The following is a 14588-nucleotide window of genomic DNA, read 5'->3' as shown; positions in this document are numbered from 1 at the left end:
GCTTCAGGCAAAAAAACGTTGAATGGCGGACAGCAAGGCCGCGTTCTGGTCTGGGCTGCCCACGGTCAGGCGCAGACAATTGTCCAGCAGCGGATGGCTGCCGTGCAGCTGCTTGATCAGGATGCCGCTCGCTTTCAGATGCTGGTGCAGCGCCGCGGCGTCCGGCGCGCGGACGGTGAGGAAATTGGCCTCGGACGGGAACACGGTCAGCGCCGGCAGCGCCGCCAGCGCATCGGAGATTCGACCGCGCTCGGCGCGCAATTCGGCCGCTTGGCGGTTGAAGACGTCCAGGTGCTTCAGTGCGAACTTCGCTGCGGCGAGGGTCAACACATTGACGTTGTAAGGCGGCCGCACTTTGTTCAGTTCGACAATCCACGCCGGACAGGCCGCGGCGTAGCCGAGGCGGATGCCGGCCAAGCCCAGCTTGGACAGCGTGCGCATCACCAGCAGGTTGTCCAGCTCGCCGGCCAGGTCCATGAAACTGTCGGAAGCGAAGCTCTGGTAAGCCTCGTCCACCACCACCAGGCCCGGCGCGGCGCGGCAGATCGCCAGCACCTCGTCGCGGGCGTAGCGCGGACCTGTGGGATTATTGGGGTAGGACACGAACACCACCGCCGGCTGTTCTCGCTCGATGGCGGCCAGCGTGGCCGGCAGATTCAGCGTGAAGTCCTCGCGCAGCGGCACGCCCACATACTGCAGGCCGGAGAACAGCGCGTTCATCTTGTACATCACGAACGACGGCTCCAGCGCCAACAGCTTGGCGCCGGGACGCGCCAACGCTTGGGTGATCAGCGTGATCAGTTCATCCGAGCCGTTGCCCAGCACGATGTCGGCCGCAGCCGGAATGGCGAAGGCCGCGCGCAAATCATCCTTCAGGCCGCCGCCATTGGCGTCCGGATAGCGATTCAGCGCAACCTGGGCCAGTTCGGCGGCCAGTTCGTGTTGCAGCTCCACGGGCAGCGGCCACGGGTTTTCCATCGCATCCAGCTTGATGTAGCCGGCGGCGTCGGCCACATGATAGGCGCCGATGGCGGTGATTTCGTCGCGGACGAGTTGCTTGGCGGTCAGTTTGGTCGTCATGGTCTGCCTGGCGGCGCAAAGCGCCGTAATGTGCCCGCAAGCGGGCAAAAGGCCATCGTAACCCGTTGGCGCGCCACGGGCTACTGCCTTGCGCCGGCGCTGCCGCGCCTGTTGCGGCGCGGGCACGGGTTCTCAATTCAAGAGCGAAGGAAAAATCCAGCCATGCGGCGAAGGCAAGGCGCCATACCGCCTCAAGACTGCCCTTCTGCGCCTCCATCCAGCCGCAGCTCGGCGGCGCGGGCATGAGCCGTCAGCCCCTCGCCGCGGGCCAGCAGGCTGGCGATGCGCCCCAGCTTCTGCGCGCCGGACTGCGATACGCGGATCAGGCTGCTGCGCTTCTGGAAGTCGTAGACGCCCAGCGGGCTGGCGAAGCGCGCGGTGCGGCTGGTCGGCAGCACATGATTGGGGCCGGCGCAGTAATCGCCCAGGCTTTCCGAGGTGAAGCGGCCCATGAAGATGGCGCCGGCGTGGCGCAGTTGCGGCAGCAGCGCGTCCGAATCGCCCACCGACAGCTCCAGATGCTCCGGCGCGATGTAGTTGCTGATCTCGCAGGCCTCGGCCAGGTCGCGCACCTGAATCAGCGCGCCGCGGCCCGCCAGGCTGGCCTCGATGATGTCGCGGCGCGGCATGGCCGGCAGCAGCTTGGCGATGCTGGCTTCCACCCTGGCGATGTAATCCGCCGACGGGCACAGCAGGATGGCCTGGGCGATCTCGTCGTGTTCGGCCTGGCTGAACAGGTCCATCGCCACCCAGTCCGGATCGGTGTCGCCGTCGCAGATCACCAGGATTTCGGACGGGCCAGCGACCATGTCGATGCCGACCACGCCGAACACGCGGCGCTTGGCGGCGGCGACATAGGCATTGCCGGGGCCGGTGATCTTGTCAACCTGCGGGATGGTTTCGGTGCCATAGGCCAGCGCCGCCACCGCCTGGGCGCCGCCCACGGTGAACACCTTGTCCACGCCGGCGATATAGGCCGCGGCCAGCACCAGATCATTGCGCTCGCCGCCCGGCGTCGGCACCACCATGATGATTTCGGCTACGCCGGCCACCTTGGCCGGCAGCGCGTTCATCAGCACCGAACTCGGATAGGCCGCCTTGCCGCCCGGCACGTAGATGCCGACGCGGTCCAGCGGCGTCACCTGCTGGCCCAGCAAGGTGCCGTCTTCGTCTTCATAGCTCCAGGAATGGGCCAGCTGCTTTTCGTGGTAGCGGCGCACGCGCTCGGCGGCGGCGGACAGCGCGTCGCGCACCTCGGCCGGCAGGCGTTGCCAGGCCGCTGCCAGCTGTTCGCGGGACAGCGTCAGGTCGGCCATGCCGGCCGCCTGCGTGCGGTCGAAACGGTTGGTGTACTCCACCAGCGCCGCGTCGCCGCGATGATGGACATCGGCGCAGATGGACGCCACGGCGGCGTCCACTGCGGGGTCCTGCGCGGTTTCGAAGGCCAGCAGCGCTTTCAGGCGCTCGGCGAAGTCGGGCTGGGAGGAGGACAGTTTCAACATGATGATTCTCTGATACTCGAACTATGGGCAACGCCGGCCAGCCGCATTTGGTTGACCGGCGCGGCGGATCACGCCGGCACGGCGCCGGCGAAGGCGTCCAGCACCGGCTGAATCGCGTCGTATTTGAGCTTCAGCGCGGCCTGGTTGACCACCAGGCGCGAGCTGATGTCGATGATGTGTTCGACCGCCACCAGCTTGTTGGCGCGCAGCGTGCCGCCGGTGGAAACCAGGTCGACGATGGCGTCGGCCAGGCCGACCAGCGGCGCCAGCTCCATCGAGCCGTACAGCTTGATGATGTCGACGTGGACACCCTTCTTGGCGAAGTGCTCGCGGGCGATCTGCGGATACTTGGTGGCGATCTTCAGGCGCGCGCCCTGGCGGACGGCGGCGTCGTAATCGTAGCCTTCCTTCACCGCCACCATCATCCGGCATTTGGCGATGTTCAAGTCCAGCGGCTGATACAAACCCGCGCCGCCGTGTTCGATCAGCACGTCGCGGCCGGCGATGCCCAGATCGGCCGCGCCATATTGCACATAGGTGGGCACGTCGGAAGCGCGAACGATCACCAGCTGCACCTCCGGGTGGTTGGTGCCGATGATCAGCTTGCGCGAGGATTCGGGTTTTTCCGCCGGCTCGATGCCCGCGGCGGCCAGCAAAGGCACGGTCTCTTCAAAAATACGGCCCTTGGACAGGGCGATGGTCAGCTTCATGATGTTCTACTGCAAAGGATTTAAATAAGTGCCGGCAGCTCAGCCGAACATGGCGCGGCGTTCGCGCTCAAGAAAGCCGACATAGCGCTGGATCAAGGTTTCCATCTTCGGCGTCAAATTCAGATAGGAACACCCTATCCGCATCGCCTCGGTGTCATTGCGCAACCGAGAGGCCAGGCGATGGCGCACCTCGATGCCGATCTGCAAAACGCCTATCGGCTTCAGATCCAAGGTGCATTTATGGTACTGCTGGCCGATGTCGAACCCGACCGCGCTGACATCCGGCAGCCACAGGCTCATGCCGCCCACACTGATATCGAACAGCGCCAAGTCTATCGGGCGCTGGCCGTAATCCTCGACATGGCAGAACACGGGCGTCCCTAGCGGCGTCTGGATGCGGAAGAACTCGCGGCGCTGCAGCTTGATCACCTGCTCCGGCAGGTCCGCGACAAAGGCTGGCTGGCCATCGACTATCACCTTGCTCAAGGCGCCGGTGACAAACTGCGTCTTCACGCCTTCCGGCGAGCACACGAAAACATTGCGCTCGCTGCCAAGCACCTGGTTGTTGGCCTCTTCTTCGGCGCCCCAGTCGACAGTGAACACCCCATTTTTGAAATCGACGTCCAGAATCTTCGTCAAAATGAAGTTTTTCCCCTTATTGGAGAAAATCGTCACCATATGGCCATGTTTGGCAATATTCGTCAGATGCTGGGCAATCTCGGCCGGCGATGTCATCGTAAATTTGGCCAAGTCCAATGATTGATGCGCACTGGCCGGACTCACCGAGGTTTTATCGTCGCTCACGATTTCGTGACCCCATTATTAGAAATGCACTTCTCCGATACGCCAAGTTTAGCGCATCAACTGCTTGATATCATAAGCGAGACTCGCGGACGGCGTGCCATAGGCCTCGAACACCCGCAACTTCCCCTCCCGGTCCAACAAGTACGATCCTGAGCTGTGATCCACGCTGTAGCCGCCGCCCGGAGTCGGCACCTGCTGCGCCACCACCTTGTACTGCTTTTTCACTTTCTCGATCTGCTCGGCCGTGCCGGTCAAACCGATGAAGCGCTTATCGAAGTATGGCACGTAACCGGCCAACACTTTGGGCGTATCGCGCTGCGGATCGACGCTGACGAACAACACCTGCACCTTGTCGGCATCTTCGCCCAATTGCTTCATCACTGAAGCATATTCCAACATCGTGGTCGGGCACACGTCCGGGCAATGGGTATAGCCGAAGAACAGCGCCACCACCTTGCCCTTGAACGCATCCAGACTGCGTGGCTGGCCATGGGAGTCGGTCAGCGTGAAGCCTCCGCCCATGGATTCGTCGTTGATCGCCGTGCCCTTGAAATCGATGACGGGCGGCGCGCAGGCGGACAGCGCGGCGAGAGTGAAAAGCGCTAGCAGGAATCGCAGTATCTTCAGCATCAGGAAAAGGGAATCAGCCAATAGTGATCAAATAACAAGGCCGCGAACAACCCGGCCAGATACCAGATCGACCAGGTGAACACGCGGCGTGCCAGGGTGTGAGCATACTGGCGATGCAGACGGACGGCAAGAAACAGCAGCCTGCCGTTCAACGCTCCCGCCGCAACGAGATAAATCCAGCCAGCCTGTCCCAGCGCGGCCGGCAACAGCGTGATGGCGGCAAGCAAAACGCTGTACAGCACAATGGACAAGGTGGTGTAGCGCTGCCCGTGCGTGACCGGCAACATCGGCAGGCCGGCCCGCGCGTAATCGTCGCGGCGGTAAAGCGCCAGCGCCCAAAAATGCGGCGGCGTCCAGGCATAGATGATCAGGAACAACACCAGCGCGAAGGCGCTGACATCCCCGGTCACCGCCGCCCACCCCAGCACCGGCGGCATGGCGCCGCTGGCGCCGCCGATCACGATGTTCTGCGGCGTCAACGGCTTGAGCAGCAAGGTGTAAACCACCGCGTAACCGACAAAAGTGCCCAGGGTCAGCCAGGCAGTCAAGGCATTGCAGCAGACGATCAGCAAGGCTAAGCCGGCTGCGCCCGCCAGCAGCGCGACCAACAGGGTTTGCGCCAGACCGACCTCCCCGGTGACGGTAGGGCGCCAGGCGGTGCGGCGCATTCTGGCGTCCAGCCCGCGCTCCACCAGGCAATTGACCATGGCCGCGGCGCCAGCCACCAGCGCAATGCCCAGCGTGGCCGGGATGACCACTCGGGCATCCGGCAAGCCTGAGCTGGCCAGAAACATGCCGATCACCGCGCAGAATACAATCAGCGCCACCACCTTGGGCTTGGCCAACTGCCACAGCGCCTGGCTCTGTCGACGCCACAAAGGCAGGCCAAGCGCGTTCATCGCCCCTCTCCCGGCCGGCTCAGCCGCCCCGGCAGCGGGAACGGCAGCTGAATCCCGCGCCGCTGCGCCGCCGGCGCATGCAGCCGCGACCGCAGCAGCAGCGCCGCCATCAGCAATAGCGCCGCGCCGGCGTTATGCGCCACCGCAAGCGGCAAGGGCAACTGCCACATCACATTGGCGATGCCCAGCCCCACCTGCAGCCCCCAGGCCGCGCCCAGGCAAACCAGATGCCGTCTCAGGCCAGGTTCGCGCCAGCCCCGGGCCAGCAAAGCCAATACCAGAAGCGAAACCAGCAGCGCCCCCAAACGATGCAGCCAATGTATGGTTACCAGGCTGGAGAATTCCAACAAACTGCCATCCGGCGCCTGGCCCAGTTCGCGCACGACATGGAAAGCCTGATCAAAGCGCAGCGCCGGCCACGCTTGTCCGTTGCATGCCGGAAAACCCTGACAGGCCAAGGCAGCGTAATTGCTGGACACCCAGCCGCCCAACAGCAGCTGCAGCAGCAAGGCGGACACCAGCCAGCCGGACAGCCGGCGCAGCGCAAGCGGAACGCGTAGCGGCGCGAATGAGGGGGACAGCGCCATCCAGGCCAGAATCTGCAACACCGCCATGCCGCCCAGCAGATGGGAGGTGACGATGGCGGGCCGCAGCAGCAAGGTCACGGTCCACATGCCCAGCATGGCCTGAAAGGCCACCACCGCCAATAAGAGGCTCGCCGGCAAGCGCTGGCGCCGCTCGCGCCAAGCCCGCCAAGCGATCAGCGCGATCAGGGCGGCGAGGCTGCCGGCGAGATAACGATGAAGCATCTCCTTCCAGGCCTTGCCCAGACTGACCGGCCCCTGCGGCGACATGGCCTGAGCCTGGCTTATGCTGTCGGCGGCATGCGCGGGAGAAATTCGTCCATAGCAGCCAGGCCAGTCCGGACAGCCCAAGCCGGCATGGGACAATCTGACATAGGCGCCGAACGGCACCACGATTGCGGCCAGCAGCAAAGCCGCCCAAATCAGTCTTCGCATGGCAAGGGCCCCCTCATTGCACAGCGCATCGGCCGGTCGGCCACTGACGGAAAATTTTTGAACGGGCGCTTACAACCCGTTATTCACCTTCAATACCTTGGCCACTTCATCGATGATCCGCCGCGGATCGGCGCCGTCGCGGTAGAACATCACCTGGTTGCCCAGCGGATCGACCAGATAGAAACCCTGGCTGCCGGCAGGCAGCGCATGCGCCGGCGAGTGCGGCAAGCGGTACGGCACATCCAATGCCGCCGGGCGTGCCGACACCACCAGCGCCACGCGCGTCAGCCGCTCCGCCGCCTCTCCCTGCGCCTTCTGAATCTGGCCCATCGCATGCCAGCGCTGACGGCAACGATCGCGGCAATCGGCGCTCAGCGCCGAAGCCAGCACCCATTTGCCGCGCGGCCATTCGGGGCTGGCCGCGGCGACAAACGGCCGCGTCGGCAGCAATTGCCCATAACTGGCGCCGCCGCCTGGCGGCAGCAGCAGGTAAGCCATCCATGCCGCCAAGACCGGCGCCAGGCACAACAGCGCCATGCCCAGCAAGGCCGCCCGGCCGCGGTCAATGGATTTCATGGCGACGTCTCCACAGTAGCCACCACAAGCCGCTCAGGCACACGCCCAGCAGCAGCCATTGCACCGCGTAGGCATAGTGCTTATCCGGCAGGAACTCCGGCACCACGGGCCAATGCAGCAAGGGATCGGGCGAGGTTTCCAACACCACCACGCCCTGAAACCAGTGTCCGGGATAATGGCTGCGCAGCGCCGCCTCATCGACCTGGTCGACCGGGCCGGCAAAACCCTTCACCGCGCCGGACAACACAAAATGGTGAGGCGTCGGCATCCGATAGCCTTGCGGCTGAATCTGCTGCGGCGAGAACGTCGGCAGCTTGACGCCATCGACCAGCCAGCCCAGATCCAGCAACACCAGCGAACGGTCCGGGCCTTGCCGCCAAGGCTGAAGGATGCGGCGGCCGCTCTGCCCGGCCAGATAGCTGTTGCGCAATTCGATCACCGGCCCGGCCGGTTCGGCCTGGATCAAGCGCACGCGGGTGAACTCAGGCGGCGGCTCGGCATCGCGATACACCAGCGCCACCGGCGCGGTGCTCATCGCGTTGGTCAACGATCGCAGCAAAGCCTCCTTGTCTTGCCCCCGCTGCCACTGCCATACTGCCAAGGCGTAGGGCAGCAAGACGATGAGCAGCAGCATGCTCCATAGCAGCCGCTGCCATCTTGGCTCTTGCCTTTGCTCCTGATCGGAATGAGATGAGGATACGGTCATGAAACTCGTCATCCTGTTGTTGCTTGCCTGTATTGTCCTGGCCCTGTTTTGGGGATTGACCGGACTGATGAAAGCCGAACACGGCTCGCAACGTCTGGTCCGCTCTTTGACCCTGCGGGTCGGCTTGTCCATCGGCCTGTTTCTGCTGCTGCTCTTGGGCGCCGTGTTCGGCTGGTGGCGCCCGCATCACGCTTGAGCCGGCTCACAGCCAGTAAACGAAGATGAACAGCAGCAGCCATACCACGTCGACGAAGTGCCAATACCAACTGGCGGCCTCGAAGGCGAAGTGGTGGGTGGCGTCAAAATCGCCCTTCAGCGAGCGCAACCACACCACGAACAGGATGATCGACCCCAACAACACATGCAGCCCGTGAAAACCGGTCAGCATGAAAAACGTCATGCCATAGGCGCCGGACGCCAGCGTCAGATGCAGATGGCTGAAGGCGTGGCCATATTCGTGCAGCTGCAAGCCAAGGAACGTGAACCCCAGCAGCACCGTGAGAAACAGCCCCAGCTTCAATTGCCTGCGCCGCCCTTGCAGCAGCCCCCAGTGCGCCCAGGTGACGGTGGCGCCGGAACTCAGCAGGATCAGCGTATTCAGCGCCGGCAAGCCCCAGGGCTCCATCGCCTGATAGGCTTGGGTGATGCCCGGCCCGGTGGACAGCGGCCATGCCGACTCGAAATCCGGATACAGCATCTTGTAATCGAGCGAGCCGAGCAGCGGCACCGACACCGTGCGCACCCAAAACAGCGCGCCGAAGAAGGCCCCGAAGAACATCACTTCGGAAAAAATGAACCAGCCCATGCCCCAGCGGAACGACATGTCCTCTCGCCCCAGATAGACGCCCAGCCGGTTTTCGCGGATCACATCGCCAAACCATCCCACCAGCATGAATGCCAGTATCAGGCAACCCAAAGCCAGAGACAGCTTGCCCATCAGCATGCCGTTGACGGCAAACGCCGCGCCCAGGCCGATGCAGAACAGCGCCACCGCCCCCACCATGGGCCAACGCGACGGCTCCGGCACAAAATAACGATCCTGCTCCTCAACGCTCGCCATACCATTCCTCCTAGCGCGTTACCCAGGACACCAGCAACAACAGCGCGACTATCAACGCCAACATCAACAACAACGCGGTGACGATCAGCTGCCACGGTTTCAGCGACTGATCCTGCCGCGCGGCGTCGCCCTGGCGCACGCCGATGAATGCCGCCAGCACCGCCTTTACGCCCTGTGCCCAGTTCATGATGCGCGGCCTTCCTGCCCCGGCACATCGAAGATGGTGTAAGCCAAGGTGATGCTGGTGATCGAAGCCGGCAACTTGCGGTCGACCACGAACACCACTGGGAAGGTTCGTGTCTGTCCAGGCGCGAAGCGCTGCTGAGTGAAACAGAAGCACTCCAGCTTCTTCACATACGCCCCGGCCTCGGCCGGCAAATAGCGCGGCAAGGCCTGCCCCACCACAGCGTGCGGGCTGGCATTGGTGATCTGGTACTGCACCTGGACAAAAGTGCCAGGCTTGACCTTAAGATGCGTGGTCAGCGGCCTGACCTGCCAGGGCAGCCCGGCCTGCACCGTGGCATCGAAAGTCATGGCCACCGTTGCCGCCCCCGCGACCAGATCGTCCCGCTCCAACGCATCGGCCTTCACCACGTCGTTGAGGCCGGTCTGCTCGCACACGATGCGGTACAGCGGAATCATCGCCCAGGCAAAGCCGAACATCATGGCGGCGATCAACGCCAGCTTGCCTAGCAGCTGGCGGTTGCGATGCGGGGTCCGGGCGGTGTCCATGGCAAGCACCCTAATGGCGCGGGTGCGCCCCGCCCTCCCGGTACGACAGGATCACGCCGTTTTCGCTGCTCTCGATCTGCGGCGCCTGCTCGAAAGTATGATACGGCGCCGGTGTCGGCAGCTCCCACTCCAAGGTATTGGCGCCTTCCCACGGCCGCTGCGGCGCCGGCTTGCCGTAACGCATCGAGTGCAGGATGTTGAACAGGAAGATCAACTGGCCCAGGCCGAACATGAAGGCGCCGACGCTGGCGATCTGGTTGAACTGGGTGAACTGCAAGGCATAGTCAGGAATCCGCCGCGGCATGCCGGCCAGGCCCAGGAAGTGCATGGGGAAGAAGGTGACGTTGAACCAGATCATCGACCACCAGAAATGGAACTTGCCCAGACCCTCGTGGTACATCTTGCCGCTCATTTTGGGAAACCAGTAGTAGATGGCGGAGAACAGGCTGAACAGCGCGCCGGCCACCAGCACATAATGGAAATGCGCCACCACGTAGTAGCTGGCATGCAGCTGGATGTCCACCGCCGCCACGCTGAGCGTGATGCCGGACAAGCCGCCGATGGTAAACAACAGGATGAAGCCGATGGAGAACAGCATGGGCGTTTCAAACGTCATGGCGCCCTGCCACATGGTGGCGATCCAGTTGAACACCTTCACGCCGGTGGGCACCGCGATCAGCATGGTGGCGTACATGAAAAACAGCTGGGCGGTGGCCGGCATGCCGGTGGCGAACATATGGTGCGCCCACACCATGAAGGACAGCACACCGATGGAGCTGGTGGCGTACACCATCGAGGTATAGCCGAACAGCGGCTTCCTGGCGAAGGTGGGAATCACCTGGCTGACGATGCCGAAGGCCGGCAGCGCCATGATGTAGACCTCGGGATGGCCGAAGAACCAGAACACGTGCTGGTACAGAATGGGGTCGCCGCCGCCGGCGGCATTGAAAAAGTGGCTGCCGAAATGTCGATCGGCCAGCACCATGGTCACCACGCCCGCCAGCACCGGCATCACGGCGATGATAAGGTAGGCGGTGATCAGGCTGGCCCAGGCGAACATCGGCATCTTCATCATGGTCATGCCGGGCGCGCGCAGATTCAGGATGGTGACGATGATGTTGATCGACCCCATGATGGAGCTGATGCCCAGGATGTGGATGGCGAAGATGGTCATGTCCATGCCTATGCCCATCTGCGTGGACAGCGGCGCGTACAAGGTCCAGCCAGCGGCGGCCGCGCCCCCCGGCACCGCGAATGAAAGCAGCAACAGCAGCGCCGCCGGGGGCAGCAGCCAGAAGCTCCAGTTGTTCATCCGGGCAAAAGCCATGTCCGGCGCGCCTATCATCAAGGGCAGCATCCAGTTGGCCATGCCGGTGAAGGCCGGCATGATGGCGCCGAACACCATGATCAGGCCATGCAGCGTGGTCAGCTGATTGAACAGCTCGGGCTGGAAGAAGCGCAGCCCGGGACTGAACAGCTCGGCGCGGATGCATAGCGCCAGCACGCCGCCGGACAGGAACATGGTGAACGAGAACCATAAGTACATCGTGCCGATGTCTTTGTGATTGGTGGCCATCAGCCAACGCATGATGCCGTGCGGCTTGCCGTGATGCGCGCCGCCGGCGTGGGTGGTTTCCGCAATTGCCATGACGCTGCCTCCTCCTTGCTACGCCGCCTTGCCGCGCGCAGCCTTGATTTCCTTGGGTTGCACGACCTGGCCGGTGTGATTGCCCCAGCTGTTGCGCTCGTAAGTGATGACCGCGGCGATGTCGGTATCGGACAATTGCTTGCCCCAGGCCGCCATGGCCGGATTCTTCTTGCCGCCGTACAGCACGATCTCGATATGGGCGGCCTTGTCGCCGGTGGCGATGGGCGAACCGTCCAACGCCGGGAAGGCGCCCGGAATGCCCTTGCCGTTGGCCTGATGGCACGGGATGCAGTTCTGGGTGTAGACCTTCTCGCCGCGGGCCTTCAGCTCGGCCAGCTGCCATACCTTGTTGGGATCGTCCGCGTTGGCGGCCAACTGTTTCAGCTTGGCCTCGCGCCACTGGGCGTAGTCCTCCGGCGACTTGGCCTCCACCACGATGGGCATGAAGCCGTGGTCCTTGCCGCACAGCTCCGAGCACTGGCCGCGATAGGTGCCGGGCTGCTCGATCAGCATCCAGCTGTCGCGCAAAAAGCCAGGTATGGCATCCTGTTTGACACCCAGCTGCGGCACCCACCAGGAGTGGATCACGTCGTTGGCGGTCAGCAGCAGGCGGATTTTGCGATTGGTGGGCACCACCAGAGGCTCGTCGACCTCCAGCAAATAGTTAGGCGGCTTGGCAAGCTTGCCTTCGATGGCCTCGCGCGGCGTGGACAAATGGCTGACAAAGCCGAAGTTGTCGTCCAGGTAGTCGTAACGCCACTTCCACTGGTAGCCGGTGATCTTGATCGTCATGTCCTCGCTGCGCGTGCTCTTTTGCGCCAACACGGCGCGCGTGGCCGGCAGCGCCATCAGCACCAGAATCAGCAGCGGAACGATGGTCCAGATGATCTCCACCGTGGTGTTTTCATGGAACTGTTTGGCTTCATGGCCCGCGGCCTTGCGGTGGCGAATAATGGAATACAGCATCACCAGGAAGACAAGCAGGAAAATCACGCCGGTGATGATCAGCAGCAAGGTGTGCAAGTGGTACTCGGTGCGCGCCAGCGGGGTGACCGGCGGCTGCAGATTGTACTCAGCCGCCAGCGCGGCCGGCGCCATGAGCGCCAGACAGCAAGAAACAGGAATGCGCGGACAAGACATGTCGCTCCCCCAAGGTCAAATGACCAAACAATGCATGCACTGCGCGCCGGCTATGCCGGCATGCTTTCATCGTAGGAAGTCGCGCGGGAAAAACAAGAAAGCGTCATGTTGCAGCGTAACATGGCGGGACATGGGAATAAGAGTGGCTAACAAATATCAGTTTCGCGGCAGAGGCAAGGCGCGCCGACGCAGGCAGTACTTGAGTACGACAAGCCGGCGCAACGCAGCATCAGGATTTTTGTTAGCGGCTCTAAGCATGAGGATGGGACGGGCTGGCCGTCCGTGTTCACTATCCTGAATAGTCTGTCGGCTGGTAGGGAATTTCCAGCAGCAAGGGCGCTGCGATGTGGCGCTTGAGCGTGTCGAGGTTTTCCTGGTAGGCAGCCTGCTTGGGCTGGGGACAATTGGCCACCCAACCGGCCAAAGGCAAACCGCTGCGCTGGACGGCGCGCGCCGTCAGCAGCGCATGGTTGATGCACCCCAGCCGCATGCCCACCACCAGAATGACCGGCAGCGCCAGGCTCTGCGCCAGGTCGGCCATGAACAGGCTGTCCGACAACGGCGCCAACCAGCCGCCCGCCCCCTCTACCAGCACGATATCGGCCTTATCCCGCAAACGGCGGTAATGCTCGCCGATATGCGCAAGATCGATTTCCACGCCGGCCTGGCGCGCGGCGATGTGCGGGGACACCGGCGGCAAAAAACGATACGGATTCATCAATTCCAGGTCAGCCTGCCCGGTGGCTGCCGTCAGCCGCGCCACATCGTCGTTATGCCAGCTGCCGTCGGGCAGGATGTCGCAACCGGAAGCCACCGGCTTCATCGCCAGCACGCGCTTGCCCTGGCTTTGGTAAAGACGGATCAACTCGACTGCGGAATGGGTCTTGCCGATCTCGGTATCGGTGCCGGTGATGAAATAGCCCTGGCTCATGCTCGCTCCCTCATTCATCGATAGAATCGCCGGCCGCGTGCCGGCCGGGACCGATGTTCTACACCAGCTCGCGCCAATCTTCCAGCAATTCCACGCGCAGGGCCTGGGTGTCCACCCGGACCCGCACGCCAAGCGGCAAGGTCAGCATCGGGTGGGTATGGCAACAATCGAAGTCAGCCAATATCGGCACATCCAATCCATCCAAAACTTCCAACAGGATGTCGGCCGGCGTTCGTTTGCTGCCGCAATCGTCAAATCCCTCGTGCTTGCCCAGCAACACCGCGCCGGCCTGATCGAACACACCGGCCAGCTTCAGCATTGCAAAGTTCTTTTCCACCGTCGCAGCGTCTTTCAAACTATCCTCCAGCAGCAGAATGTCTCCGGGCTGGATAGCGGGAAAATACGGGCTGGCGAGAAAGCCATACAGGGTATTGAGGTTGCCGCCAATCAGCCTGCCCTCCGCGCGTCCGGGCTGGATGCAGCGCCATTGATTGGGTTGCATGGTCTTGGCCCGGTCCTGGCTCTCCCACGGCAGACGCTCTTCCGTCCAGTGCGTCGGCTTCGGCAAAGTCAGGGGATAAGCCCGGTTTTCCATGGCAATCGCGGCAAAATAGCGCCAAATTTCGTCCACCAGCGGAGGAAGCTCGCCCAGGGATGCGACCAGCGCGGGGCCATAGAAAGTCGGCACGCCGGTCATGGCATACAAGGCCAACAAAATCGCGGTCGAATCGGAGTAGCCCACCACGATTTTAGGGTCGCGTCGGAATGCCTCGTAATCGAGATACGGCAGCAAGGCATTGCTGTTGCTGCCGCCTATCGTCGACATGACGCAGCGCACCTCAGGGTTGCGCAGCAGCGCATTCAATTCCTCCGCGCGCTCGCGGGCACTGCCCGAACGATAATGGTCGTCCTTGCCAGTCAAATGTCCCGGTAGAAAGCGCAGTCCCTGGCGACCGATAAATTCTATCGCCCGCTGATAACGCGCAGGCTGACGGGCAGTAATCGGAAACGAAGGCGTGAAACTGGCGACCAGGTCGCCGACTTGCAAAGACCGCACTTTGGCACTCCCAGACATAAGCAGCCTTGATTATGCCAATTGTGTTTTTGGCTGTCCCAAATCCAAACAAAAAGTTTTATTCAAAACCCTGCCC

The 14588-nt window shown here is 62.9% G+C and carries 17 protein-coding genes; 1 reads left to right on the top strand and 16 read right to left on the bottom strand.

Features of this window, described 5'->3' with window-relative positions:
* Positions 1 to 3: 3 nt before the first annotated feature.
* The 9 genes from hisC to BI343_RS11510 form a co-directional block, all read right to left on the bottom strand.
* Positions 4 to 1080: a histidinol-phosphate transaminase gene (gene hisC, locus BI343_RS11550; protein ID WP_071109790.1), complete on the bottom strand. Its 1077-nt coding sequence runs from the start codon at positions 1078 to 1080 to the stop codon at positions 4 to 6.
* A 191-nt stretch (positions 1081 to 1271) separates the two neighbouring features.
* Positions 1272 to 2582, bottom strand: a complete 1311-nt coding sequence (gene hisD, locus BI343_RS11545; RefSeq protein WP_071109789.1) for a histidinol dehydrogenase — start codon at positions 2580 to 2582, stop codon at positions 1272 to 1274.
* Between the two features lie 68 nt (positions 2583 to 2650).
* Positions 2651 to 3292: an ATP phosphoribosyltransferase gene (gene hisG, locus BI343_RS11540; RefSeq protein WP_043621395.1), complete on the bottom strand. Its 642-nt coding sequence runs from the start codon at positions 3290 to 3292 to the stop codon at positions 2651 to 2653.
* Positions 3293 to 3331: 39 nt separating this feature from the next.
* Positions 3332 to 4027, bottom strand: a complete 696-nt coding sequence (locus tag BI343_RS11535; protein ID WP_083340921.1) for a flagellar brake protein — start codon at positions 4025 to 4027, stop codon at positions 3332 to 3334.
* A 117-nt stretch (positions 4028 to 4144) separates the two neighbouring features.
* Positions 4145 to 4726 (bottom strand): SCO family protein, encoded by a 582-nt coding sequence (locus BI343_RS11530; protein WP_083340920.1) that lies wholly within the window; start codon positions 4724 to 4726, stop codon positions 4145 to 4147.
* Positions 4726 to 5625, bottom strand: a complete 900-nt coding sequence (locus tag BI343_RS11525; RefSeq protein WP_071109787.1) for a heme o synthase — start codon at positions 5623 to 5625, stop codon at positions 4726 to 4728. The genes BI343_RS11530 and BI343_RS11525 overlap by 1 nt, the downstream gene beginning before the upstream one ends.
* The gene (locus tag BI343_RS11520; protein ID WP_043621404.1) at positions 5622 to 6644 is read right to left on the bottom strand and encodes a COX15/CtaA family protein; all 1023 of its coding nucleotides are present in this window, start codon (positions 6642 to 6644) and stop codon (positions 5622 to 5624) included. Before BI343_RS11520 ends, BI343_RS11525 begins: the two co-directional genes overlap by 4 nt.
* 69 nt (positions 6645 to 6713) lie before the next feature.
* Complete coding sequence (locus BI343_RS11515) at positions 6714 to 7220, bottom strand: hypothetical protein (protein WP_071109786.1); 507 nt, start codon at positions 7218 to 7220, stop codon at positions 6714 to 6716.
* Positions 7207 to 7854 (bottom strand): SURF1 family protein, encoded by a 648-nt coding sequence (locus BI343_RS11510; RefSeq protein WP_169829009.1) that lies wholly within the window; start codon positions 7852 to 7854, stop codon positions 7207 to 7209. The genes BI343_RS11515 and BI343_RS11510 overlap by 14 nt, the downstream gene beginning before the upstream one ends.
* A 70-nt stretch (positions 7855 to 7924) precedes the next feature.
* Between BI343_RS11510 and BI343_RS11505 the strand changes: the two genes are divergently transcribed.
* A complete protein-coding gene (locus tag BI343_RS11505) occupies positions 7925 to 8122 on the top strand; it encodes a DUF2909 domain-containing protein (protein WP_071109785.1) in 198 nt (65 codons plus the stop codon).
* Positions 8123 to 8128: 6 nt separating this feature from the next.
* On the opposite strand, the gene BI343_RS11500 is transcribed toward BI343_RS11505, so the two are convergent.
* The 7 genes from BI343_RS11500 to BI343_RS11475 form a co-directional block, all read right to left on the bottom strand.
* On the bottom strand, positions 8129 to 8986 hold the full coding sequence (locus BI343_RS11500) for a cytochrome c oxidase subunit 3 (protein ID WP_071109784.1): 858 nt from the start codon (positions 8984 to 8986) through the stop codon (positions 8129 to 8131).
* A gap of 10 nt (positions 8987 to 8996) precedes the next feature.
* A complete protein-coding gene (locus BI343_RS19325) occupies positions 8997 to 9173 on the bottom strand; it encodes a DUF2970 domain-containing protein (RefSeq protein WP_083340918.1) in 177 nt (58 codons plus the stop codon).
* Positions 9170 to 9718, bottom strand: coding sequence for a cytochrome c oxidase assembly protein (locus tag BI343_RS11495; RefSeq protein ID WP_071109783.1), 549 nt, complete (start codon positions 9716 to 9718; stop codon positions 9170 to 9172). Before BI343_RS11495 ends, BI343_RS19325 begins: the two co-directional genes overlap by 4 nt.
* A 10-nt stretch (positions 9719 to 9728) precedes the next feature.
* On the bottom strand, positions 9729 to 11366 hold the full coding sequence (gene ctaD / locus BI343_RS11490) for a cytochrome c oxidase subunit I (protein WP_043621412.1): 1638 nt from the start codon (positions 11364 to 11366) through the stop codon (positions 9729 to 9731).
* Between the two features lie 18 nt (positions 11367 to 11384).
* A complete protein-coding gene (gene coxB, locus BI343_RS11485; RefSeq protein WP_244886631.1) occupies positions 11385 to 12464 on the bottom strand; it encodes a cytochrome c oxidase subunit II in 1080 nt (359 codons plus the stop codon).
* A 331-nt stretch (positions 12465 to 12795) separates the two neighbouring features.
* On the bottom strand, positions 12796 to 13437 hold the full coding sequence (gene bioD / locus BI343_RS11480) for a dethiobiotin synthase (RefSeq protein ID WP_071109781.1): 642 nt from the start codon (positions 13435 to 13437) through the stop codon (positions 12796 to 12798).
* Between the two features lie 58 nt (positions 13438 to 13495).
* Complete coding sequence (locus tag BI343_RS11475) at positions 13496 to 14485, bottom strand: S66 family peptidase (protein WP_211269419.1); 990 nt, start codon at positions 14483 to 14485, stop codon at positions 13496 to 13498.
* Positions 14486 to 14588: the final 103 nt, after the last annotated feature.

Origin of the sequence: Chromobacterium amazonense (assembly GCF_001855565.1) — a bacterium.
Classification (GTDB): Bacteria; Pseudomonadota; Gammaproteobacteria; order Burkholderiales; family Chromobacteriaceae; genus Chromobacterium; species Chromobacterium amazonense.
The sequence above is the reverse complement of the archived record's forward strand: the minus strand, read 5'-3'. Positions and strand labels throughout refer to the sequence as shown.